Source organism: Streptomyces hygroscopicus subsp. hygroscopicus, from assembly GCF_030269125.1.
Classification (GTDB): Bacteria; Actinomycetota; Actinomycetes; order Streptomycetales; family Streptomycetaceae; genus Streptomyces; species Streptomyces hygroscopicus_C.
The window spans coordinates 362,222-384,573 of record NZ_BSSM01000007.1 but is presented as its reverse complement, the minus strand read 5'-3'; the positions used below and the strand labels follow the sequence as shown (position 1 = coordinate 384,573).

The following is a 22,352-nucleotide window of genomic DNA, read 5'->3' as shown; positions in this document are numbered from 1 at the left end:
CCTGCCCGGCTCGCCGATCCTCTACTACGGCGACGAGATCGGCATGGGCGACAACATCTGGCTCGGCGACCGCGACGCCGTCCGCACCCCCATGCAGTGGACACCGGACCGCAACGCCGGCTTCTCGACGTGTGATCCGGGACGGCTGTACCTGCCCACGATCATGGACCCGGTCTACGGCTACCAGGTCACCAACGTCGAGGCGTCGATGTCCTCGCCGTCGTCGCTGCTGCACTGGACCCGGCGCATGATCGAGATCCGCAAGCAGAACCCCGCCTTCGGTCTCGGCTCGTTCACCGAACTGACGTCCTCCAACCCGGCGGTGCTCGCCTTCCTGCGCGAGTACGAGGACGACCTCGTGCTGTGCGTCCACAACTTCTCCCGGTTCGCGCAGCCCACCGAGCTGGATCTGCGGGCCTACGACGGACGCCATCCGGTGGAGCTGATCGGCGGGGTGCGCTTCCCCGCCATCGGCGAACTGCCCTATCTCCTCACCTTGCAGGGCCACGGCTTCTACTGGTTCCGGCTCACCCGAGTCGCATCCCGCATCGGCCGCCGCCGCTGAGCGCACGGCGCCGAGGAAAGGACGCGTCACCATGCCGAAGACCATCACCCTCCGGCCGAGAACCGCGGCCGGCGTCGACGGCCCCCTCGCCTCGCTCGGCGGGCTGCTGCGGGAATGGCTCCCGCGGCAGCGCTGGTTCGCGGGCAAGGACCGGCCCGTGACCGATCTGTCGGTGCTGAGTGTGACCGAGCTGTTTCCCGGGTGTCTGCATCTGCTGGTGCACGCCTCGCACGCGCCCGTGCCCACCCCCGGCGGCACTCCCCCGCCGGGCGACTGCTACCAGCTGCTGCTCGGCGTGCGCGAGCAGCTCGCGCCGCGCCTGGACCGGGCGTTCGTCGGGCGGGCCACCGCGGGACCGCTGGCCGGGCTCGCGGTCTACGACGCGCTGCACGACCCGCGCTCGGCTCACCTGCTCCTGGAGCGGCTGCGCCGCCCCGGCAGCGCGGGCCCGCTGCGCTTCGAGGCGGACCCCGCCGCCCCGGTTCCCGGCGGTCTGCCGCCACGGCTGCTGGACGCCGAGCAGTCCAACACCTCGCTGGTCTACGGCGACGCGTACATCCTCAAGCTCTTCCGCCGCATCCAACCGGGCGTCAACCCGGACCTGGAGGTGTCGGCGGCCCTCGCCGCGCAGGGCTGCACCCGGGTGCCCGCGCCGGTGGCCTGGTTCACCACCAGCGCGCCGCGCCCGGCCACGCTGGGGGTGCTCCAGCCGTTCCTGCCGGACGCCACCGACGGCTGGACGCTGGCGCTCGGCGCGCTCGCGGCGGGCGACGACTTCACCGCCGAGGCCCGCGAGCTGGGCCGGGCCATGGCCGAGGTGCACATCGCGCTGGCCGGGGCGTTCCCGCCGGCCGGGCCCGGCGAGAACGGTCGCACCGCCGAGGCGATGTGCGCGCGCCTGGAGGCCGCCGCGCACGCCGTGCCGGGCCTGAAGCCCTTCGTGCCCGGCCTGCGGGCCGCGTTCGGGGCGCTCGCCACGTGCGACACCGGGCCGCCGGCCCAGCGCATCCACGGCGATCTGCACCTCGGGCAGGTGCTGCGGGCCGGCCGTGACTGGTTCGTCATCGACTTCGAGGGCGAGCCGTCGAGGCCGCTGACCGAGCGGCGCGCCCCGCAGTCCCCGGTGCGGGACGTGGCGGGAATGCTGCGCTCCTTCGACTACGCGGCCCGGCAGCGCCGCCCCTGGCGACCCGAGTGGGCGCGCCGCTGCCGGGAGGCGTTCTGCGCGGGCTACGCGGTCCGCGCGGGCTGGGACCCACGCAAGAAGCACGCGCTGCTGCGCGCGCACGAGACGGACAGGGCGGTGTACGAGGTGCTGTACGAGGCGAGACACCGGCCGGACTGGCTGCCGGTACCCATGGCCGCGATCAAGCGGCTCGCGGTGTGGGGAGGCTGACGGCATGGCACTGCGCGACACGTCGCCGCCCGAGGCCGCGGGCCCGGTGCCGGCCACGGCCACCGCACTGGACCCCGCCGACCGCGACCGGCTGCTCGGCGGGGCGCACCACGACCCGCACGCCCTGCTGGGCGCCCACCCGGTGCCGGGCGGCACCCTGTTCCGGGCGCTGCGCCCGAACGCGCGGGCGGTGAGCGTCCTGGTCGACGGGATGGCGAACCCGCTCGTCCCCGAGGGCGGCGGGCTGTTCGCGGCCGTGCTGCCCTACCCGCGGATCCCGTCGTACACGCTGCTGGTGACGTACGACACCCAGGAGCGGGAGGTGCACGACCCCTACCGTTTCCTGCCCGCGCTGGGCGAGCTGGACCTGCATCTGATCCGCGAGGGCCGGCACGAGCAGCTGTGGCGGGCGCTCGGCGCCGAGCCGATGGTCCACGAGGGCGTGGCCGGCACCCGGTTCACCGTGTGGGCACCCAACGCCCAGGGGGTGCGCGTCGCCGGGGACTTCACGTACTGGGACGGCACGCAGTACCCGATGCGCTCGCTCGGCGCGTCCGGGGTGTGGGAGCTGTTCCTGCCCGGGATCGGCGAGGGCGACCGCTACAAGTTCGAGATCACCTCCCGCTACGGCCACCGCTTCCTGAAGGCGGACCCGATGGCCAGGTGCACCGAGGTCCCGCCGGACACCGCGTCCGTGGTCACGGCCTCGCGCTACGCGTGGGGCGACGCGCGCTGGATGGCGCACCGCGGCGACACACCGGTGCACGAGGCGCCGTTCTCCGTGTACGAGGTGCACCTGCCGTCCTGGCGACCTGGCCTGACCTATCGTCAGCTGGCCGACGAACTGCCCGCGTATGTCAAGGAGATGGGCTTCACGCACGTGGAGCTGATGCCGGTGGCCGGGCATCCGTTCAGCGGCTCGTGGGGCTACCAGGTCACCTCGTACTACGCGCCCACGCCCCGGCTCGGTTCCCCGGACGACTTCCGGTACCTGGTGGACGCGCTGCACCGGGCGGGCATCGGCGTGATCATGGACTGGGTGCCGGCGCACTTCCCCAAGGACGACTGGGCGCTGGCCCGGTTCGACGGGGATCCGCTGTACGAGCCCGGGAACGCCGCGCGGGCCGAGCACCCGGACTGGGGGACGTACGAGTTCGACTACGGCCGCACCGAGGTGCGCAACTTCCTGGTGGCCAACGCCGTCTACTGGTGCGAGGAGTTCCACATCGACGGTCTGCGCGTGGACGCGGTCGCCTCCATGCTCTACCTCGACTACTCGCGGGACTCCGGGCAGTGGGAGCCGAATGTGTTCGGCGGACGCGAGGACCTGGACGCGGTGGCGTTCCTCCAGGAGATGAACGCCACCGTCTACCGGCGCTGCCCCGGCGTGGTGACCATCGCCGAGGAGTCCACCGCCTGGGACGGGGTGACCCGGCCGACCGACGCCGGGGGGCTGGGCTTCGGGCTGAAGTGGAACATGGGCTGGATGCACGACTCGCTCCAGTACGTCCAGAAGGAGCCCGTGCACCGCAAGTACCACCACAACGAGATGACCTTCTCGATGGTGTACGCCTACAGCGAGAACTACGTGCTGCCCATCTCGCACGACGAGGTGGTCCACGGCAAGCAGGCGCTGGTGTCGAAGATGCCGGGCGACTGGTGGCAGCGGCGCGCCAACCACCGCGCCTATCTGGGCTTCATGTGGGCCCATCCGGGCAAGCAACTGCTTTTCATGGGGCAGGAGTTCGCGCAGGGTGCCGAGTGGGCGGAGGCGCAGGGGCCCGAGTGGTGGCTGCTGGACGAGGACTACCACTCCGCCGGCGACCACCGGGGTGTACAGACGCTGGTGCGGGACCTGAACGCGCTGTACCGGGCGACTCCGGCGCTGTGGCAGCGGGACACCGACCCGGGCGGCTTCCGCTGGGTGCTGTGCGACGCGGCGGACGACAACGTCTTCGCGTTCCTGCGGTACGCGGCCGACGGCACCCCGCTGCTGGCGGTGTCGAACTTCTCCCCCGTGGTCCGGGAGGACTACCGGCTGTGGGTCCCGCAGGAGGTGCCGGCCTGGCGGGAGCTGCTGAACACCGACGACGTCGGCTACGGGGGCGGCGGGGTCCCGGTCGGCGCGCCGGGCGCCCTGAAGCCGGTCGACGGCAGTCTGCCGCTCACGCTGCCGCCGCTGGCCACGGTGTTCCTGGGTCCGGCGCGCTGATCCCGCAGGTGTCGGCGGCCGTCACGGGGGCAGTCGGGGTCGTGACAGATCGCTGGCTGCCCCTGGTCGCAGGGGGGAAGGGCGGCACCGAGTGCGCACGGTCGGGGTGGAGGAGGAACTCCTTCTGGTCGATCCGGACAGCGGCGACCCGAAGGCACTGGCGACGGCCGTGCTGGCACGGGCCGCGCGGGACGATCCCGGGCAGGACGTGTTCGAGAAGGAACTGTTCGGCCAGATGCTGGAGTTCGCCACCCATCCGCAGGCGGACATGGCGGACCTCGGTGACGAGCTCGTGCGCTGCCGCAAGGAGGCGGCCCGGCACGCCGGTCGGATCGGCTGCGCGGTCGCGGCGCTCGCCACGTCGCCGCTGCCGGTGAGCCCCTCCCTCACGGTGAACGAGCGCTATCAGTGGCTGGCCGAGCGGTACGGCGTCGGCACCCGGGACCAGCTCGTCTGCGGCTGCCACGTGCATGTGTCGGTGGACTCCGACGAGGAGGGCGTGGCCGTCCTCGACCGGATGCGGCCCTGGCTCCCGGTGCTCACCGCGGTCAGCGGCAACTCCCCTTTCTGGCAAGGCCATGACACCGGATACCACAGTTATCGCAGCCGGGTGTGGGGGCGCTGGCCGTCGGCCGGGCCGACCGAGCTGTTCGGGTCCCCGGAGCGCTACCACCGGCGGGTGGCGGACATGATGGCCACCGGGGTGATCCTGGACGAGGGGATGGCGTACTTCGACGCGCGGCTGTCGGCGCGCTACCCGACGGTCGAGGTCCGGGTCGCGGACGTGTGCCTGTGCGCGGACACCGCCCTGCTCGTGGCGACCCTCACCCGGGGCCTGGTGGAGACGGCCGCCCGGGACTGGCGGGCGGGACGGCCCGCGCCGGACCACAGCGTGAGCCTGCTGCGGCTCGCCTCCTGGCAGGCCGCGCGCTTCGGGATCGACGGGGACCTGCTCGACCCCGCGACCATGCGGCCCCGGCCCGCGGAGCGTGTGCTGCGCGCGCTGCTCGATCTCGTCGGGGACGCGCTCGACGACTCCGGGGACGCGGACCGCGCCGAGCGGGGCGTCGAGGAACTCCTGCGCCGCGGCAACGGCGCACGCGAGCAGCGCCGGCTGCTGGAGCGCACCGGCACGCTGCGGGACGTGGTCACCGCGTGCGTGCGACGCACGCAGGCGTGAGCGGCCCGGCCCACGGCCGCGCACGCGGGCGTGACGCGGCCCGGCCCCCGGCCCGGGTGGAGGCCGTACACGGACGCCCGGCGGACCGGACGAGGCGGCGCGCGGTGGCCCCGGCGGGCCGGGGCGCGTCGTACGCGGACGACCTGGTGGGGTCGCGGCGAGGCGTCGTACACGCCCGGTCAGCGGATCAGGACCAGGGCGTACACCAGGAAGAACGCGGCGAACAGCACCACGAGGGCCAGGATCAGCGCCAGGGGCGCCTTGGCCCAGCCGCGCTGCGTCGCGCCCGGCTCGCGGACGGCGGCCTGCGGCATGCTGCTCTCCGCGGGCGGGGTCTCGCCGGGCGGCACCGAGCCGCCGGGCTCCAGACCGGTGCTGCGCTCGGGGTCCGGATCGGGGTTCACATGACTCATGTCTGCACTCATGTCCCCCGAGTCCCCAGGAGTCGCCCACCTCATCAGCCGATCGCGGGGCCGTCGCGACGGCCGAGAGGGCGGTGTGCCGTACCGGGCGCCCCAGGGTCTACGGTGTCCTGCGGAGCCGTTCGCGGCGGGCAACGGGCTGCTCGCGCTCGGTGAGGATCGCCGTGCGGCGGTCGCGCGGACGGATATCCGGCCCGGCTGTGGGAACCCGCAGCGCAGCGAAAGATCAGCGACGACGACCGTCCTGGCCGCACGGGGCAGCACAGAGGCCCTTCCCCGGCCGGGACCGGGGAATGCGGAGATGGCGACGGAGCCGCGTGGGGACGAGACACCGCCCTCGGAGGAGACGTACGAGCGTGAGTTCTCCTTCGCGGGAGAGCTGCGCAATGTCACGGAGGCCAGGCTCGCGGCGGAGGACTTCCTGGGCGCGCTGGCCCGGGTGGCACCGCCCGGCGAGCACGAGTACTGGGACGACATCCTGCTCGTCGTGACCGAACTGGCGGCGAACGTCATCCAGTACGCGCCCGGTCCGTTCGACCTGCGGATGCGGCGCACCTTCGACGGCGTGCACGTGATGATGCGGGACACCAGCACCACCAGGCCGGAGCCGCGGCCCTTCCATCCGCGCACGGGCGGCGGCGGCATCGGCTGGCATCTGGTGCACACGCTGTGCACCCAGGTCAGCGTGGTGGTGCACGACGAGGGCAAGGACATCCATGTGTTCCTGCCGTGGTGAGGACGCCGAGGTGTAACCCTTCGTCGACCGGTTACTCCACCGCGTACGGGGCCCCGCCTCCGCAGCCACGAGGGACCTCGCGTTCGTCTGCCTGCCGCACCCGACTGGCGCAGCGGCCCGGGTCGCGGTGGGATCGGAGTCGGTGCGCGGCGGTCCAGGGCATGCGGACGGCGTCGAGTCGGACCCCCGCCTGGAGCCGCAGAAAGGGATGGACACCGTGACACGACCCAGGATCCTGGTGGTCGGCGCAGGCTTCGCCGGAGTCGAGTGCGTCCGCCGCCTGGAGCGGAAACTCGCCCCCGACGAGGCCGACGTCACCCTGGTGACGCCCGTCTCCTACCAGCTCTACCTGCCGCTGCTGCCCCAGGTCGCCTCCGGTGTGCTCACACCGCAGTCGATCGCGCTCTCCCTGCGCCGCAGCAGGCGGTACCGCACCCGCATCCTGCCCGGCGGCGCGATCGGCGTGGACCTGAAGGCCAAGGTCTGTGTCGTGCGCACCATCACCGACAAGATCGTCAACGAGCCGTACGACTACATCGTGCTGGCCCCGGGCAGCGTGACCCGAACCTTCGACATCCCGGGCCTGACCGAGCACGCCTTCGGTATGAAGACGCTCGCCGAGGCGGCCTACATCCGCGACCACGTCATCTCCCAGCTCGACCTCGCGGACGCCAGCGACGACCCGGCCGAACGGGCCGCGCGGCTCCAGTTCGTCGTGGTCGGCGGCGGCTACGCGGGCACCGAGACCGCCGCCTGCCTCCAGCGGCTCACGCACGCCGCCGTGGCGCGCTATCCGCGCCTGGACCCCGGACTGATCCGGTGGCACCTGATCGACATCGCGCCCAAGCTGATGCCGGAGCTGGGCGAGAAGCTCGGCCGCAGCGCGCAGGAGATCCTGCGGCGGCGCGGCATCGACGTGTCCCTCGGGGTGTCGATCGGCAAGGCCGGGCCGGAGGAGGTCACGTTCACCGACGGCCGGGTGGTGCCGACGCGCACGCTGATCTGGACCGCCGGTGTGGTGGCCAGCCCGCTGATCGCCACGCTGGGCGCGGAGACGGTCCGCGGCCGGCTCCTCGTCGATCCCGAGCTGACCGTACCCGGGCAGGACGGGGTGTTCGCGCTCGGCGACTCGGCCGCCGTGCCCGACCTCGCCAAGGAGCAGGAGGGCGCGATCTGCCCGCCGACCGCGCAGCACGCCTCGCGCCAGGGCAGGCGGGTCGCCGAGAACGTCATCGCGACGCTGCGCGGCGAGCCGCTGCGGCCGTACCACCACAAGGACCTGGGCCTCGTCGTCGACCTCGGCGGCAAGGACGCGGTGTCCAAGCCGCTCGGCGTCGAGCTGCGGGGGGTGCCCGCGCAGGCGGTGGCCCGCGGCTACCACTGGTCGGCGCTGCGCACGGGCGTCGCCAAGACCCGGGTGATGACCAACTGGATGCTGAACGCGGTGGCCGGGGACGACTTCGTGCGCACAGGCTTCCAGGCCCGCAAGCCCGCCCGGCTGAAGGACTTCGAGTTCACGGACGCGTATCTGACGCCGGAGCAGGTGCGGGCCCGGGTGGAGGGCGGGGTCGGCAGCCGCTGATGCGACACGGCGCACCGAGGACCGCCGATCGGTTCGCCCCGGTCGGCGGTCTTCCCCGGTGTGCCCGGTGTTCGGCGAGGAAGGGATCGGCTCCCGCCACGCGCCGATCGGGCGGCTGGTCGCCTGGCTCGGGTGCGGACACGGGGCCCGGTCACGGACACGCGAACGCGTAGCCGGCCGCGCCCCCGGCCGGAAGACGGTGGTCCGGGGCCGCGTGCGATGCTGGAGCAGAGATCGAATTCTGGCACGGGTTCACGGACACGGGAGAGCGCGGCGGCGTGAGGGCAGCGGGACGGTCGGGGCGGGTACGGATGTGGGACCGGCTCGCGGCATGGGATCCCGGGCTGCTCCGGCTCACCGCGGGGCTGCGCACGGTCGTGTCGATCGCCCTCACCCTCGCCGTGCTCGCCGCGCTGCGCGCCCCGGTTCCGCTGCTGGTGGCCGGTGCCATCGCGTCGATGGTCGCCACCTTCGCGATCCGCGAGAAGCAACGCCCCCGGCAGGCCCGCACCCTCGCGATCGGCCTGCCGGTGGCCCTCGTCTCGGTCACCCTGGGCACCCTGCTGAGCCAGTACGTGGTGGCGGGCGACCTGTTCTTCGTCGCGCTCATGTTCAGCGCCGTCTACAGCCGCCGCTTCGGCGACCGCGGCCACGCACTCGGACTGATCGGCTTCCAGACGTACTTCCTCTCCCTGTTCGTGCACGCGACCCCGGATCTGCTGCCGAAGCTGTACGGCGTCGTCGGGATCGCCTTCGGGTGCGCGGCCCTCGCCCGGTTCGCGTTGCTGCCGCAGACCCCGGCGGGCACGCTGGAGCGCCTGCGGCAGGCGTTCCGGGCCCGGCTCGCCCAGCTGATCGACACCCAGATCGAGTTGCTGGACGCCGGGCCCGAGGACGTGGAGAAGGTCCTGGAGGAGCTGCGCACCGGTACCGCGCGGCTGCACGAGACGGCGCTGCTGATCCAGGGCCGCCTGGAGGACGGCACCTCCGACGAGTCGGTGGCCCGGCTGCTGCAACGCCGCATCGCGGACGCGGAGATCGCCGCCGAGCGGCTCGGCCTGCTGCTGCTCACCGCGCGCAGCGCCGAGCGCACCGACACCCTCACCCTGCACCTGCCCGGCGCCCCGCTGCCCTCGGGCGGCGAGCTGCCGGTGCGGGACGAGGCGCGGGCCGAACTGCGCCGGGACCTCAGGGCGCTGCGGCTGCTGGCGCTGCGCCCGGCCGGCGAGGCCGCGGGCACGGCACTGGCCCAGGTGCGCAACCGGCTGCTCGGCTATCGCGAGGAGGAGAACCTGCCCGAGGCCACCCCGGCCGTGCAGGACGTCTTCCGTGGGCTCGGCGAGACGGCGCGGGCCGCGCTGGGCCTGCGGCTCGCCCTCGACGGACCGCAGGACGAGTCCGACGACTCCCCCGCCACCACCCGCTCGCGCGAGGAACTCGACGCCGAGGACGCCGCGATCGAGGTCAGCGAGGAGACCGAAGCCAAGGGCACCGAGCCGGGCGGGCTGCAACGGCCCACCACCCGGGCCGCCGTCCAGGTGGCCGTCGGTTCCTCGCTGGCCATCCTCGGCGGCGAGCTGCTGTCCAGCCAGCGCTGGTACTGGGCGGTGCTGACCTGCTGGATCGTGTTCATCAACACCGCGTCCACCGGGGAGATCCTGGTCAAGGGCTACCGGCGGCTGCTCGGCACGGTGCTCGGCGTGATCGCCGGTATCGGGCTCGCCGGGCTGGTCGGGCACCACACCTGGACGGCGTTCGCGCTGGTGCTGCTCCTCGTGTTCGCGATGTTCTACACCGCGCCGCTGTCGTACACGCTGATGTCGTTCTTCGTGACGGCCGCGCTGGGACTGCTGTACACGCTGCTCAACACGTACACCGCGGCCGTGCTGGTGCTGCGGATCGAGGAGACGGCGCTGGGCGCGGCGTGCGGGGTGATCGCGGCGGCGGTGGTGCTGCCGATCCACACGGACCGCCGTACCAACGAGCTCCTCGTCAAGGTCCTCGACCGGCTCGCGGAGGTCACCCGGGCCGCGGTCGACCAGCTCAGCGGCGGGGCGGGCGGCGATCTGGTGGAGCAGGCACGGGAGTTGGACCAGGCGCTGGCCGATCTGCGCTCCGCCACCCAGCCGCTGACGCATCCGATCACCCCGATGCGGACCCGCCGCAACACCGCCCGGTACGTGGTGGCGCTGCTGGAGACCTGTGCGTACCACGGGCGGTCCCTCGCGGCGACGGCGGAGCTGCTGCCCACGCATCCCTCGATCGCGGCGGACCCCCGGCTGAGGGGGGCGGGGGCGCGGATCGTGCAGAACATCGAGACGATCGCCGCGCACGTCGACGACCCGCGCTCGGCCGGGCGGATCGAGACCGGCCCCAGCATCGCGTCGATGCTGGAGCCGGGGACCCTGCGCACGCCCCGTTACGGCCGGGTCACCGACCGGGTGCTGCGGCATCTGCAGCGTCTTGACGAGGCGGTCTCGGGCCTCGCCCGCCCGCTGGGACTGCGGCCGGAGACCTCGGCGGCGAAGAAGCGGTGAGGTCTTCGGCGGGCGTCCGCCCGGCGCCCGTCCCGGCGGCGGGCCCTCACGCGGCCCCGCCGGAGTGGCGGCCCAGGACCTCCTCGCGGACGCGGGCGCAGCTGCGGCTGATCAGCCGGGAGACGTGCATCTGGGAGATGCCGAGCTGGTCGGCGATGCGGCTCTGTGTCATGTCCTCGAAGAAGCGCATGTACAGGATGGCCCGTTCGCGCTCGGGCAGCCGGCGCAGGCCCTCCTTGGCGGCCTCGCGGTCGACCACGACGTCGTAGGAGGTGTCGGTGGCGCCGAGGGTGTCGGCGAGGCTGTAGCCGTCGTCGCCGCCGGCCAGTTCGGCGTCGAGCGACAGCGTGCTGAAGCTCTCCAGCGCCTCCAGGCCGGCGGCGACCTCGTCCTCGCCGAGTCCGGTGTGCTCGGCGAGGGCGGCGACGGTGGGTTCGGGGCTGCCGGGGTTCTGGGTCAGTTCGCGGCGGGCCACGCGCACCCGGTTGCGCAGCTCCTGCACCCGGCGGGGGACCCTCAGCGCCCACATCCGGTCGCGGAAGTGACGCTTGACCTCGCCGGTGATGGTCGGCACGGCGTAGCTCTCGAACGCGCCGCGCGAGGGGTCGTACCGGTCGACGGCCTTCACCAGGCCCAGCGCGGCCACCTGGCGCAGGTCCTCCACGGACTCGCCGCGGTCGCGGAACCGGCCGGCGATGCGGTGCGCCATGGGGAGCCAGGCGGCGACCAGTTCATCGCGTACGGCGTCCCGCTCGGGACCCTCGTCCAGGGCCGCAAGCCGGGCGAACAGCTCCGCGGTCTCCGGGGCGTCGTCGTGGCTCCGGCGCCCGGTCCGGGTGGCGGTGTCGGGCGTGCCGGGACGGCTTGTCGACATGTCGGTCAGCATGCGGAATCGCTCCTGAACGTGGTGTCTGGGCCCTGCCGGAAGATTCCGGTTCGTGGCCCGAACGGTGCTTGTCAGGGTTGCCGCGGGAGCGCCGGGGCCCGCCGGAAGGGGGCCCAGTCATCCAACGTTCCCGCTGGGCGCGCGCCTCCGGTCCGAAGCACGAGATTCCGTCTGCCCCCCGGTCCGGTGGGCAAACACCCTTGGCGGAGGGAATCCTTCGGCGCGGGCGAGGAGGGGGAGCGGGGTACCGCGGCCCATGCCCGATCGCGGACGGGGCGGCCTGCGCAGACGAACCCGGGGCACCGGGAAACCGCGGGTCACGGTGCGCCGCGGGTGCGCCGCCTATGATCATCGGGCGGCCGCCTGCTCGCCGACCGGCGCGGACGGTCCCGCCTCACGGCCGGACGGCCCCTCACCCCAGCGGCACGACCGCCGTGATGCGTTTGCCGCCGCACGGCAGCTCGGAGACGTCCACGGAGCGGGAGAGGCGGCAGACGATCGGCCAGCCACGGCCGTGGCGTCCGGGACGGCCGGACGGGGGCGCCTGGGCGACCGGGAGATCGGTGCTGCGGTCGCTCACCGAGACGCGGACGCCGCCGGAGTCGACGTCGACGTCGAAGCCGGTGATCCCGCCGCCGTGCAGGATGGCGTTGGTGGTGAGTTCGGAGGTGACCAGCAGCGCGTCGTCCATGGCCTCGGCGTCGAGCGGCAGATGGCGGGCCCGGCAGCGTTCGGCGACGACACGTCGTACCGCGCTGCGGGCGTCGGCCGGGCGGCGCGGCGGTCGGTGCTGGGGTTCCCCGACGGGTGTGGAGTACGTGTCTGGCATCCCTTCCCTCCCTGGACGGTGCCGGGATCGCGCTCTCTCCCCCTCCGGCTGACCCCGAGCGGCGCCCCCAAACACGCGGAGTGCCGAAGTCATCACCGCGTCCCGACGGGGTACCCGAACCGCATGACCGATGTCGTGGACGCGGACGAACTGCTGCGCCGCCTCCAGCGGGGCAGGGACCGCGCGGCCGAGGAACAGCGGCGCTGGGCCGACCGCGCACGGAGTGTCACGGCCACCGACCCGGGCGGCGCACGGGAGGCCGAGGCGCGGGCACGGGCGTACGAGGCCGTGCTGCGGGTGCTGGACGAGATCGTCAGACCGGGCGCGCACCCGGCGGAGGAGGAGGGCGCGAGACGGGTCACGTAGGGCGGTGACGTGAGACGGCTCACCGAGCCGGCGCGCGATTTCCCGAACGCGCCTCGAATGGTTTATCGTTCATACATACCTGATGACGGCAGAGGCCAGGGAGCCCGCCGTCGTCCCCCTCAGCGGCCCTGGCTGGTTTCCCCCGTCCAGCCAGGGCTTTTTCCTGCCCGGACGGCGACCGCTCCGAAGAAATCCGCGTCCTTCGAGGTGCCCTGCCCGCCGCCAGCGGCTGAAATGGGTGTACGCACGACGGGGGCCCGGTCCCCGGAAGCAGCACCCGGCCCCCGGAAGAGGCACCGCAGCACCCGAACCGCCGCCGGCGAGGAGCCCGCGCCATGACCAAAGCGATAAAACTGCTGACCGCCCTGCCCCAGGCGCAGCGCGAACGCCTGATGGAGCTGGCCAAGGAGGTGTCCTTCCCGGAGGACACCCGCATCTTCGAGGCGGGCGGCACGGCCGACCGGTTCTGGGTGATCCGCTCGGGCGCGGTCCATCTCGACCAGCAGGTCACCTCGCGACAGCGGGTGACCGTGGCCACGCTCGGCGCGGGCGACCTGCTCGGCTGGTCCTGGCTCTTCCCGCCGTACCAGTGGGACTTCGGCTCGGTGGCCTTCAGCAACGTACGGGCCTACGAGTTCGACGGGCCCTCGGTGCTCGCGCTGTGCGTGGAGGACCCGCTGCTCGGGCTCTCGCTGGTGCGCTCGGTGGCCGAGATCCTCGCCCACCGTCTGGAGACCACCCGCGGCAAGCTGATGGACCAGTACACGGTGGGCCGCCGCAGCCCGTTGTAGACCGCGGCCCCGCTCCGGGCGCGACCCGCCGTGAGCCGCGCCCGGAGCGGTCCCTCAGATCCGGTACCGCCGCAGCGCCGGCACCGCCGCCGCCAAGGCCAGCATCAGCACGACGACCAGCACACCGCCGCCCGCCACGGCCGCGCGCGGGCCGAACAGCGAGCCGGCGGTGCCGTGCAGCACGTCCGCGAGGCGCGGGCCGCCCGCCACCACGACCGTGAAGACGCCCTGCATCCGGCCGCGCATCTCGTCGGTGGCGGCCGACAGCAGGATCGCGCCGCGGAACACCATCGAGACCATGTCGGCGATGCCGGCCGCGGCGAGGAAGGCCAGCGCGATCCAGAGGTTGCCGCTGAGCCCGAACCCGGCGATGGCCACGCCCCAGCCGACGACCGCCCCGATGACCATCCAGCCGTGCCGGCGGGCCCGGGAGAACACGCCCGAGAACAGCCCGCCGAGCACCGCGCCGACCGGGATGCCGGCGAACAGCACGCCGAGCGCGAGGCCCTCGCCCCAGGAGTCGTACGTCTGCGCGGCCAGCTGCGGGAACAGCGCGCGGGGCATGCCGAACACCATGGCGACGATGTCGGCGAGGAAGGACAGCAGCAGCACCTTGTGCCGGGAGATGTAGCGGAACCCCTCGGCTATCTCGCGCACCCCGGCGCGGCGCGCGGGGGCGTCGCCGAGCGGGGGCAGCGCGGGCAGCCGGAAGACGGCCCACACGGTGACGCAGAGCGCGAGGGCGTCGACGAGGTACAGCTCGGGCAGTCCGATCACCGGGATGAGCACCCCGGCGAGCAGCGGGCCCGCCACCAGCCCGGTCTGCATCACGGTGGAGTTCAGCGCGTTGGCCGCGGGCAGTTCCCTGGCCGGTACCAGCCGGGCGATGGAGGCGTTGCGCGCCGGGGAGTTGAGGCCGAAGAACGCCTGCTGGAGCGCGAGCAGCGCCATCAGGACGACGACGGAGTCCAGCCCGGTGGCCGCCTGCGCCCAGAACAGCAGCGAGGTCACCGCGATCCCGATGTTGGTCACCAGCAGCAGCTTGCGCCGGTCCACGGTGTCCGCGACCGCCCCGCCCCACAGCGCGAACACCACCATGGGCACGAGCCCGGCGAGGCTCGCGTAGCCGACCCAGGCGGAGGAGTGCGTGATGTCGTAGATCTGCTTGGGTACGGCGACGGCCGTGAGCTGGCTGCCGACGGAGGTCACGATGGTCGAGGACCACAGGCGCCGGTAGGCGGGGATGCGCAGCGGGCGGGTGTCCATCGCCCAGCGGCGCCAGCCGCGGTGGGGCGGAGTGTCGGCCGATGGCGCGTCGCTGCCGGTCTCGGTACTGCTCTCGCTGGTGTTCACGGATGTCCTGGTTGCTCGTTACATCTTTTCGATTCGAGAGCCTAACCATCTCATCGGACCGGCGGGAGAGATCCGTCTCAGCCTCCGGCGAGCAGCGAGACGCCGAGCACGAGCATGGTGAGGGCGACCAGACCGTCCAGCACCCGCCAGGCGCCGGGCCGCGCCAGGTGGCGGCCGAGTAGCCGGGCGCCGAAGCCGAGCGCGGTGAACCAGCAGAGGCTGGCGAGCGCGGCGCCGAGCCCGAACGTCCAGCGCAGCGGTCCCCGGTCGGCGGCGAGCGAGCCCAGCAGGAACACGGTGTCCAGGTAGACGTGCGGATTGAGCCAGGTCATCGCGAGACAGGTGAGTACCGCGCGGCGCCGGGACCCGGCCGCCTCGCCCTCCACGGTCAGTCCGGCCCCGCCGGGCCGTACGACCCGGCGGGCGGCGAGCACGCCGTAGCAGAGCAGGAAGACGCCGCCGACGATCCCTACCGCCCTGACCGCGCCCGGCCACGCCACCACGACCGCGCCGACGCCGCCGACGCCGAGCGCGATGAGCACGGCGTCGGACAGCGCGCAGATGCCGACCACGGCGAGCACGGCGTCCCGGCGCACTCCCTGGCGCAGGACGAAGGCGTTCTGGGCGCCGATGGCGACGATCAGGGACAGGCCGGTGCCGAAGCCGGCGGCCGCGGCGGTCAGGGCGGTGTGGTTCATGAACTCGAAGCTAGGGACACCGGCGTCCCAAGTACAGCTAAAGTTTCTTACGTATCCTTAGCTGTCGTGATGGACCTTCCCCTGGACCAGGTACGGACGCTGCTCGCGGTGGTCGACGAGGGCACCTTCGACGCGGCGGCCGCCGCGCTGCGGGTGACGCCGTCGGCGGTCAGCCAGCGGGTCAAGGCGCTCGAACAGCGCACCGGGCGGGTGCTGCTGCAACGGACCAAACCGGTACGGCCGACGGAGTCCGGCGCGGTACTGGTGCGCTACGCCCGCCAGCTCGCCCGGCTGGAGCGGGACGCGTGGGGCGAGCTGGGGCTCGACGGAACCGGGGAACCCACCCGCGTGTCGGTCGCGGTGAACGCGGACTCGCTGGCCACCTGGTTCCTGCCCGCGCTGAGCCGTGCGCCGGGGCTCTGCTTCGAGCTGCACCGCGAGGACGAGGGCCACACGGCGGTGCTGCTGCGCGAGGGTCTGGTGATGGCGGCGGTGACCTCGTCCCCCGACCCGGTGCCCGGCTGCACGGCGCGCCCGCTCGGCCGGATGCGCTACCTCCCGGTCGCGGAGCCGGAGTTCGCCCGCACCAGGGTCGCCGGGCGGCCCCTGGTGGAGGCCCTCGCCGCGGCGCCCGTCGTGGTCTTCGACCGCAAGGACGACTTCCAGGACGGCTACGTCCGCCGGCTGGGCGGTGTCTCGGCCGGGCCGCTGCGCCACCACGTGCCCACCTCGGAGGGCTTCCTGGACGCCGTCGCCGCGGGCCTCGGCTGGGGCATGGTCCCCGAGGTCCAGGCGCGTCCCCTGCTGGACGACTGCCTGCTGAGCCACCTCGCGCCCGGCTCGTGGATGGACGTCACCCTCTACTGGCAGCAGTGGAAGCTCCACTCCCCCGCGCTGGCGGCGCTGGCCGAGGCGGTGACGGCCACGGCGGCGGCGGCGCTGCGGGCCTGAGGCCGGGGATGGCCGAAGTCCGGTGCGCGTGGCCGGATTCCCGCCTCTTGCGCGCTCGCGCCGTTTCATGCCGCGCCGACCGGTCACCCGCTTTCGACATACGCGTTCGACAGGGCGCGGACCATTCCGATCCGACCGGGAGACTTCCATGGACAACTGGCGCGACCATGCCGCGTGCCGTCACGAGGACCCCGATCTCTTCTTCCCCATCGGCAGCAACGGGCCCGCGCAGGTGCAGGCCGAGCGGGCCAAGGCGGTGTGCCGGCACTGCCCCGTCCAACAGCGGTGCCTCGACTGGGCGTTGGACACCGGCCAGGGCATCGGCGTCTGGGGCGGCACCACCGAGCTGGAACGCCGGGCGCTGCGCCGCCGGGCCCGCTCCCGGCCGCGCTCGGGCTGACTCCCGCGGCGCCTCAGCGGCCGCCGCGGCGCAGGGTCCCCCACTCCCGCTCCTGGCGGGCCACCTCCGCCCGCGCCGCCTCGATCACCTCGTCGGCGATCCAGCACAGCGGCTCGGCATCGGCGACCAGCGGCTCGTTGTCGGGGCCCCGGCCGGTCTCGCGGCCCGTGAGGAGCCAGGGGCGTACGCCGGGGCCCTTGTCGTGCGGCAGGTGCGCGTAGTCGTACAGGCGGCGGGCCACCCACAGCTCCGGCGAGCGGTCGCCCCACCAGTCCTCGACGTCGAGGGGGTTGGCGGACAGTCCGGGCATGGGGACCCCGGTGAGCTCGTCGGTGCTGGAGACGGTGTCGAGGTCCACGCCGGGTCCCTTGGACCAGCGCACGTACAGGCCACGGTGCCGGGCGACCAGATCGGCGGCCTCGGCGAGCGTGGACACGGTCGGCAGGCAGTCCGGTGCGCTCATGGCCTTCGGAGTACCCACGGCGCACACCCGGAACCGGACGTCGGCCTTCCGGTACGACGTCCGCCCACGGTTCCCGCCGCCGTGCCTCCCCTCACGGCTCCTCGCCCGGCGCCTGGGTCGCCGGCAGGCGCAGCGTGAACACCGCGCCCGCGCCGGGCCCGCTCGCGGCCCGTGCCGTACCGCCGTGCGCGGCGACCAGATGGCGGACGATCGGCAGCCCGAGGCCGCTGCCCCCGGTGCGGCGGCTGCGGGACTTCTCGGCGCGCCAGAAGCGCTCGAAGACGTGCGGCAGATCCTTGGCGGCGATGCCGGACCCGGTGTCGGCGACGGTGAGCACCGCGTCGGCGTGGTCCCGGCGGGCCGTCAGGGTGACCGTGCCGTCGGCCGGGGTGTGCCGCAGCGCGTTGGAGACGAGATTGCCGAGCACCTGCCGCATCCGCACCGGGTCGGCGTCCAGCCAGACCGCGGGGTCGGCTTCGGTCACCAGCGTGACCCCGGCCCCGTCGGCGGCGACCCGGTGGGCGGCGGCGACCTGGTCGAGCAGTTCGGCGGCGGACAGCGGTTCCCGGTGCAGCCGCAGGGTGCCGGCGTCGGCGGCGGCGAGGTCCTGGAGGTCGTCGATGATCCGCTGGAGCACGAGCGCCTCCTCGTGCAGGGAGTCCAGCAGGCCCGGGTCCGGGTCGACGACGCCGTCGCGCATCACCTCCAGCCAGCCGCGGATGTTGGTGAGCGGGCTGCGCAGTTCGTGCGCGATGTCGCTGACCATGGCCTTGCGCTGGGCCTCCAGGCGTTCACGGCGCTCGGTGAGTTCGTTGAACGCCTGCGCGAGGATGCCGGTCTCGTCCCGGGTGGTCACCGGCACCCTGACGTGCCGCTCGGGCGGGGCCTGGGCGGCCTCGGTCAGCGCGCGCAGGGGCCGTACCAGCCGGACGGCGACGGCGGCGGTCACGGCGACGGTGACGGCGAGGACCAGCCCGGCCGCGGAGACCACCTTGGCCTTGTTGTCCGTGGACATGTCGAAGCGGGAGGGGTTCTGGTCGCCGATGCCGAGGAAGAGATCGGCGGCCGGGGCGACATAGGGCTCCAACTGGGCGCGCCGGGCGGTGAGCACGCAGCTCCGGGCCGCACGCACGGTGGCGTCCTCGGTCCGGGCCGCGAGCTTGGCGAGCAGGGGGCCGCCGCCGAAGTGGTCCTCCGCGTTCGGTTCGAAGGCGGGGAACAGCGGGCCGTCGCCGACCACCAGGCCCGCCTGCCTCAGACAGGGGCGGGCGAGGTCGGACAGAGCGTCCAGGGCCCTGCGCTCGGTGGGCGTGGGGGCGTCGAGCCGGTCGTCCTCGCACGCCGCCACGCCGTAGCGGGACGGGTCGGTGCCGTCGGTGCCCGTGAGCACGGGGCGTCCGCTCGGGGTGTCCCGCACATGGGTCCGGATGCCGTAGCGGTCGTAGCACCGCCTCCCCCGGGCGGCCAGCGACTGGAGTTCGGCGCGTTCCTCCGCGGGCAGCCGGTAGGGGCCGACGGCGCGCGGGTCGATGCCGCTGAGCTGGGCGCCGGTCTCGCTGTAGGTGTCGGTGCGCAGCGGGTCGACGCTCGCGGCGGGCCGGGGCGGCAGCGGGGTGCCGCGCGGCGCGGAGTCGGCGACGAGGGTGCGGTCGGGGGTGGTGACGGCGATCCGGCGCCCTGTCCGCGAGGCGAGTTCGCGCACGGAGCGCCGGACGCCGGACCAGTCGGAGTGGGTGGCCGCGTAGCCGCTGAGCCGGGCGAGGATGCTGTTGTCGGCGGCCAGGTCCTGGCCCTGCTCCTCCTTCAGGGCGCTCGTGGTGGTGGTCACCGCGAGCCAGGCGGTGGCCGCCACCGAGCAGACGGCGATCAGGGCGGAGACGGACAGCAGCCGGACCAGGAGCCGCTTGCGCAGCGGGATCCGCCGCCGGGCGTCCGGGCGCCGGCCGCCGGGCCGTGTCCGCGGCCTCACAGCCGGCCGCTGAGCTTGTAGCCGACGCCGAACACGGTGAGCAGTCGTACCGGACGCCGGGGGTCGGCCTCTATCTTGCGGCGCAGGTTCATGATGTGCACGTCGACGGCCCGTTCGGTGGAGGAGCGGTCGAACCCGCGGGTGCAGTGCAGGAGTTGGCGCCGGGTGAAGACCCGCTCCGGCTCGGCCGCCATGGCCAGCAGGATCTGGAACTCGGCCGGGGTGACGTCCACCGGGGCGCCGTCGCAGCGCACTTCGTGCCGTACGGGGTCCACGCCGATGCCCGCGGCCCGCACCACGGGATCGGCGCCGCGTGCCCCGCCGGTGCGCCGCAGCACCGTGCGGATGCGGGCCATCAGCTCGCGCGGACTGTAGGGCTTGGTGAGGTAGTCGTCGGCGCCGAGGTCGAGGCCGAGCAGCAGGTCGTCCTCGCCGGAACGGGCGGTGAGCATCACCACGGGGACCTCCAGCTCGCCGTCCTGCCCGCGCAGTTCGCGGCAGACGCCGAAGCCGTCCAGGACCGGGAGCATCAGGTCGAGGACGAGGAGGCCGGGCCGCAGCCGGCGGGCCGCGGCGAGCGCGGCCGCGCCGTCGTGCACCACCGTCGCGGTGTGTCCCTCGGCCAGCAGGGAGCGGCGGATCAGTTCGGCCTGCTTCTCGTCGTCCTCGGCGACCAGCACATGTGCGCACACAAGTGCGGATCCTAAGCGGCTCACCTCGCGAGCCAGTCGGCGTACCCCATCGCGACGACCGGATGCCGGGCCGGGTCGAGGGTGCGCAGCAGGTCCTTCATGTGCCCCTCGGAGACGCTGACGCAGCCATGGGTCGGGCCGCCGTGGTCGACGTGCAGCCACACTCCCCCGCCGCGCCGGAGGCCGAGCGGGCGGGTCCAGTCCAGCGGCGAGGTGCCGGGCTTGCGGTTGTAGTCGATGGCGATGACGTAGTCGAAGGAGCCGTCCAGGGGCTCGCCCTCGAAGCCCGTGCCGGGCGAGTGGAATCCGGCGGACCGGTGGTACGGCAGCCTGCTGCCGGGGTCGGGCAGCAGTCCTCCGGCGTCGGAGAGGGTGTAGACGCCGAGCGGGGAACGCAGGTCGCCCAGCATGTGGTGGGCGCTCCAGCCGTGCAGCGCGTTGTGCGCGGGCCAATCGGGGCCCGCCCGCCAGCCGTCGGCGGTGCGCTGGTGCAGGACGACGGTGCACCTCGGCGAGTCGGGCCCGTGCCCGGTGGCGACGACGACCTGGGTGCACTGCCGCGGTATCGCCGCCGACCGGTCGGGGCCGAGCCCGGGTATGCCCTGGCGGGACTGCTCGGCCTGGGAGGTGGTGCCGTTGGCGGGCGCCGGCCGGGTGGGCCGCGTCCGGCGCCCGCCCTCCGCGCCTCCACCGCCGCAGCCGGTGAGCAGCAGCGGGGAGGCGAGGAGCGCGACAGCGGTTCTGCGGTTGATCATGCTGTCGAGCTTGGCCGACAGTTATGTGGAATCGGTAAGAACTCAGGCCCTGTTCGGCTTGCCCTTGGTGAACAGCCAGGTGTGGAAGAGGGGATCCAGCCGCTTGCCCGACTCCTTCTCCGCGAGCCGCACGAACTGCGCGGTGGTGCCGTGTCCGTCGCGGTGCTCGGTGGCCCAGGCCCGCAGGATCGTGAAGAACGTCCGGTCGCCGACCGCCTTGCGCAGCTCGTGCAGGGCCATGGCGCCGCGGTCGTAGACGGGCGTGCCGAAGATGTTCTCGCCGCTGCCCGGGTCGCCGGGCGGGTAGGACCACAGCTCGTCGCCCGCCGGGCGGGCGTAGAGGTCGTCGAAGGTCTTCTGGGCGCTGTCGCCGTCGTGCTGTTCGGAGTAGAGCCACTCGGCGTAGGTCGCGAAGCCCTCGTTGAGCCAGATGTCCTTCCAGGAGGTCAGCGACACCGAGTCGCCGTACCACTGGTGGGCGCTCTCGTGCACGAGCGTGAAGATGTCGGGCGCGGAGTCGTAGAGCGGGCGGGTCTGGGTCTCCAGGGCGTAGCCGACGTCCGCGTGGTCCACGATGGATCCGGCCGACTTGAACGGGTAGGGCCCGAACAGCTTGCTCTCCCACTCAAGGACCGAGGGCAGTTGCTTGAGCACCGGCGCGGCGGCCTTGGCCTCGCGCGGGTCGACGGCGTCGAAGACCTGGATGCCGTCGTGGGTGGTGTACCGCTGGACACGGAAGGTGCCGATGGTGGCGGTGGCCAGGTAGGCGGCCATGGGCTGGGTCTCCCGCCAGCGGAAGGTGGTCTCGCCCTTGACGGTGCGCTGCCCGAGCAGGGCGCCGTTGGCGACGGCGGTGCGGCCCTCGGGCACGGTGATCGTGAAGTCGTACGACGACTTGTCCTTGGGGTGGGCGTTCGCCGGGAACCAGGTCATCGCGCCCTGGGGCTGGTTCGCGACGAAGGCGCCGTCGTCGGTCGGGATCCAGCCGTCCGGCGAGCCGTCGGGGTCGGTGACCGGCTTCGGGGTGCCGTGGTAGGTGACGGTGACCTTGAAGTCCTGTCCGGCGCGCAGGGCGTGGCGCGGGGTGACGACGAGTTCCTGGCCGGCGCGCTTGACGGCGGCGGCGGTGCGGTCCACGGTGACGCCGCCGACGGTCAGGCCCTTGAGGTCGAGGTCGAAGCGGGTGAGCGGCTGGGTGGCGCGGGCGGTGAGGACCGCGGTGCCGTCGATGCGGCCGCCGTTCTGGTAGCGCAGCGTCAGGTCGTAGTGGCGCACGTGGTAGCCGCCGTTGCCGCTGAGCGGGAAGTACGGGTCTCCGGCGCCGGCCGCGCCGGTGGTGCCCGCCCCGGCCGGTCCGGCGCCGACGAGCGCGGCCACCGCGACGGGGACGGTGGCGAGGACCGCCCTGCGGCCGAGAACCGTGGTCCGGCGGCGTGCGGGCTGTCTGCGGGGTGGCGTCACGTGCGCTCCTCGGGAGTGGCTGGTGCTCGGCTGGCCCACAGAGTAGAGGCGCCGGCGTCTCCGGGTCTCCCTCTCATTCTGGTCATGTCCCGGGCCGTCTCGCCGCCC

The 22,352-nt window shown here is 73.5% G+C and carries 21 protein-coding genes; 11 read left to right on the top strand and 10 right to left on the bottom strand.

Going from position 1 to position 22,352, the window contains the following annotated elements:
- The 4 genes from QSK45_RS18785 to QSK45_RS18770 form a co-directional block, all read left to right on the top strand.
- Positions 1 to 565, top strand: a 565-nt coding sequence (locus tag QSK45_RS18785) for an alpha-glucosidase C-terminal domain-containing protein (protein ID WP_285558269.1), incomplete at its 5' end; no start/stop codon positions are given.
- Between the two features lie 31 nt (positions 566 to 596).
- Positions 597 to 1,961, top strand: coding sequence for a maltokinase N-terminal cap-like domain-containing protein (locus QSK45_RS18780; protein WP_285558268.1), 1,365 nt, complete (start codon positions 597 to 599; stop codon positions 1,959 to 1,961).
- 4 nt (positions 1,962 to 1,965) lie between these two features.
- Positions 1,966 to 4,173 carry a 1,4-alpha-glucan branching enzyme gene (gene glgB, locus QSK45_RS18775; RefSeq protein WP_285558266.1) on the top strand — a complete coding sequence of 736 codons (2,208 nt, stop codon included), beginning with the start codon at positions 1,966 to 1,968 and terminating at the stop codon, positions 4,171 to 4,173.
- Positions 4,174 to 4,264: 91 nt separating this feature from the next.
- Positions 4,265 to 5,353 carry a glutamate--cysteine ligase 2 gene (locus tag QSK45_RS18770; RefSeq protein ID WP_285558265.1) on the top strand — a complete coding sequence of 363 codons (1,089 nt, stop codon included), beginning with the start codon at positions 4,265 to 4,267 and terminating at the stop codon, positions 5,351 to 5,353.
- Positions 5,354 to 5,532: 179 nt separating this feature from the next.
- Here QSK45_RS18770 and QSK45_RS18765 read toward each other — a convergent pair whose 3' ends face one another.
- A complete protein-coding gene (locus QSK45_RS18765; RefSeq protein WP_285558263.1) occupies positions 5,533 to 5,766 on the bottom strand; it encodes a DUF6480 family protein in 234 nt (77 codons plus the stop codon).
- A 310-nt stretch (positions 5,767 to 6,076) separates the two neighbouring features.
- On the opposite strand from QSK45_RS18765, the gene QSK45_RS18760 reads away from it, so the two are divergent.
- The 3 genes from QSK45_RS18760 to QSK45_RS18750 all read left to right on the top strand — a co-directional run bounded on the left by QSK45_RS18760 (position 6,077) and on the right by QSK45_RS18750 (position 10,630).
- Complete coding sequence (locus QSK45_RS18760; RefSeq protein WP_285558260.1) at positions 6,077 to 6,511, top strand: ATP-binding protein; 435 nt, start codon at positions 6,077 to 6,079, stop codon at positions 6,509 to 6,511.
- 208 nt (positions 6,512 to 6,719) lie between these two features.
- Positions 6,720 to 8,093, top strand: coding sequence for an NAD(P)/FAD-dependent oxidoreductase (locus tag QSK45_RS18755; RefSeq protein WP_285558258.1), 1,374 nt, complete (start codon positions 6,720 to 6,722; stop codon positions 8,091 to 8,093).
- A gap of 311 nt (positions 8,094 to 8,404) precedes the next feature.
- On the top strand, positions 8,405 to 10,630 hold the full coding sequence (locus QSK45_RS18750; protein WP_285558308.1) for an FUSC family protein: 2,226 nt from the start codon (positions 8,405 to 8,407) through the stop codon (positions 10,628 to 10,630).
- Between the two features lie 46 nt (positions 10,631 to 10,676).
- On the opposite strand, the gene QSK45_RS18745 is transcribed toward QSK45_RS18750, so the two are convergent.
- Together QSK45_RS18745 and QSK45_RS18740 are read right to left on the bottom strand one after the other, a co-directional pair.
- Positions 10,677 to 11,516 carry a SigB/SigF/SigG family RNA polymerase sigma factor gene (locus QSK45_RS18745; protein ID WP_285558256.1) on the bottom strand — a complete coding sequence of 280 codons (840 nt, stop codon included), beginning with the start codon at positions 11,514 to 11,516 and terminating at the stop codon, positions 10,677 to 10,679.
- Positions 11,517 to 11,928: 412 nt separating this feature from the next.
- A complete protein-coding gene (locus tag QSK45_RS18740; RefSeq protein ID WP_285558253.1) occupies positions 11,929 to 12,345 on the bottom strand; it encodes an ATP-binding protein in 417 nt (138 codons plus the stop codon).
- A 123-nt stretch (positions 12,346 to 12,468) separates the two neighbouring features.
- Between QSK45_RS18740 and QSK45_RS18735 the strand changes: the two genes are divergently transcribed.
- Positions 12,469 to 12,711, top strand: a complete 243-nt coding sequence (locus QSK45_RS18735) for a hypothetical protein (protein ID WP_285558250.1) — start codon at positions 12,469 to 12,471, stop codon at positions 12,709 to 12,711.
- A 335-nt stretch (positions 12,712 to 13,046) separates the two neighbouring features.
- Positions 13,047 to 13,502, top strand: coding sequence for a cyclic nucleotide-binding domain-containing protein (locus QSK45_RS18730; RefSeq protein ID WP_285558247.1), 456 nt, complete (start codon positions 13,047 to 13,049; stop codon positions 13,500 to 13,502).
- Between the two features lie 54 nt (positions 13,503 to 13,556).
- Here QSK45_RS18730 and QSK45_RS18725 read toward each other — a convergent pair whose 3' ends face one another.
- Positions 13,557 to 14,855, bottom strand: a complete 1,299-nt coding sequence (locus tag QSK45_RS18725; protein ID WP_285558245.1) for an MFS transporter — start codon at positions 14,853 to 14,855, stop codon at positions 13,557 to 13,559.
- 77 nt (positions 14,856 to 14,932) lie between these two features.
- Complete coding sequence (locus QSK45_RS18720) at positions 14,933 to 15,553, bottom strand: LysE/ArgO family amino acid transporter (protein WP_285558243.1); 621 nt, start codon at positions 15,551 to 15,553, stop codon at positions 14,933 to 14,935.
- A 69-nt stretch (positions 15,554 to 15,622) separates the two neighbouring features.
- On the opposite strand from QSK45_RS18720, the gene QSK45_RS18715 reads away from it, so the two are divergent.
- Complete coding sequence (locus QSK45_RS18715; protein ID WP_285558305.1) at positions 15,623 to 16,504, top strand: LysR family transcriptional regulator ArgP; 882 nt, start codon at positions 15,623 to 15,625, stop codon at positions 16,502 to 16,504.
- Between the two features lie 148 nt (positions 16,505 to 16,652).
- On the top strand, positions 16,653 to 16,904 hold the full coding sequence (locus QSK45_RS18710) for a WhiB family transcriptional regulator (protein WP_285558241.1): 252 nt from the start codon (positions 16,653 to 16,655) through the stop codon (positions 16,902 to 16,904).
- 13 nt (positions 16,905 to 16,917) lie between these two features.
- On the opposite strand, the gene QSK45_RS18705 is transcribed toward QSK45_RS18710, so the two are convergent.
- The 5 genes from QSK45_RS18705 to QSK45_RS18685 all read right to left on the bottom strand — a co-directional run bounded on the left by QSK45_RS18705 (position 16,918) and on the right by QSK45_RS18685 (position 22,244).
- Positions 16,918 to 17,367: a DUF6098 family protein gene (locus QSK45_RS18705; protein ID WP_285558239.1), complete on the bottom strand. Its 450-nt coding sequence runs from the start codon at positions 17,365 to 17,367 to the stop codon at positions 16,918 to 16,920.
- A gap of 91 nt (positions 17,368 to 17,458) precedes the next feature.
- The gene (locus QSK45_RS18700) at positions 17,459 to 19,336 is read right to left on the bottom strand and encodes a sensor histidine kinase (RefSeq protein WP_285558238.1); all 1,878 of its coding nucleotides are present in this window, start codon (positions 19,334 to 19,336) and stop codon (positions 17,459 to 17,461) included.
- The gene (locus QSK45_RS18695) at positions 19,333 to 20,028 is read right to left on the bottom strand and encodes a response regulator transcription factor (RefSeq protein WP_285558236.1); all 696 of its coding nucleotides are present in this window, start codon (positions 20,026 to 20,028) and stop codon (positions 19,333 to 19,335) included. Before QSK45_RS18695 ends, QSK45_RS18700 begins: the two co-directional genes overlap by 4 nt.
- Positions 20,029 to 20,048: 20 nt before the next feature.
- Positions 20,049 to 20,783, bottom strand: a complete 735-nt coding sequence (locus tag QSK45_RS18690) for a L,D-transpeptidase family protein (RefSeq protein ID WP_285558234.1) — start codon at positions 20,781 to 20,783, stop codon at positions 20,049 to 20,051.
- Positions 20,784 to 20,825: 42 nt separating this feature from the next.
- Positions 20,826 to 22,244, bottom strand: a complete 1,419-nt coding sequence (locus QSK45_RS18685; protein ID WP_285558231.1) for a M1 family metallopeptidase — start codon at positions 22,242 to 22,244, stop codon at positions 20,826 to 20,828.
- Positions 22,245 to 22,352: the final 108 nt, after the last annotated feature.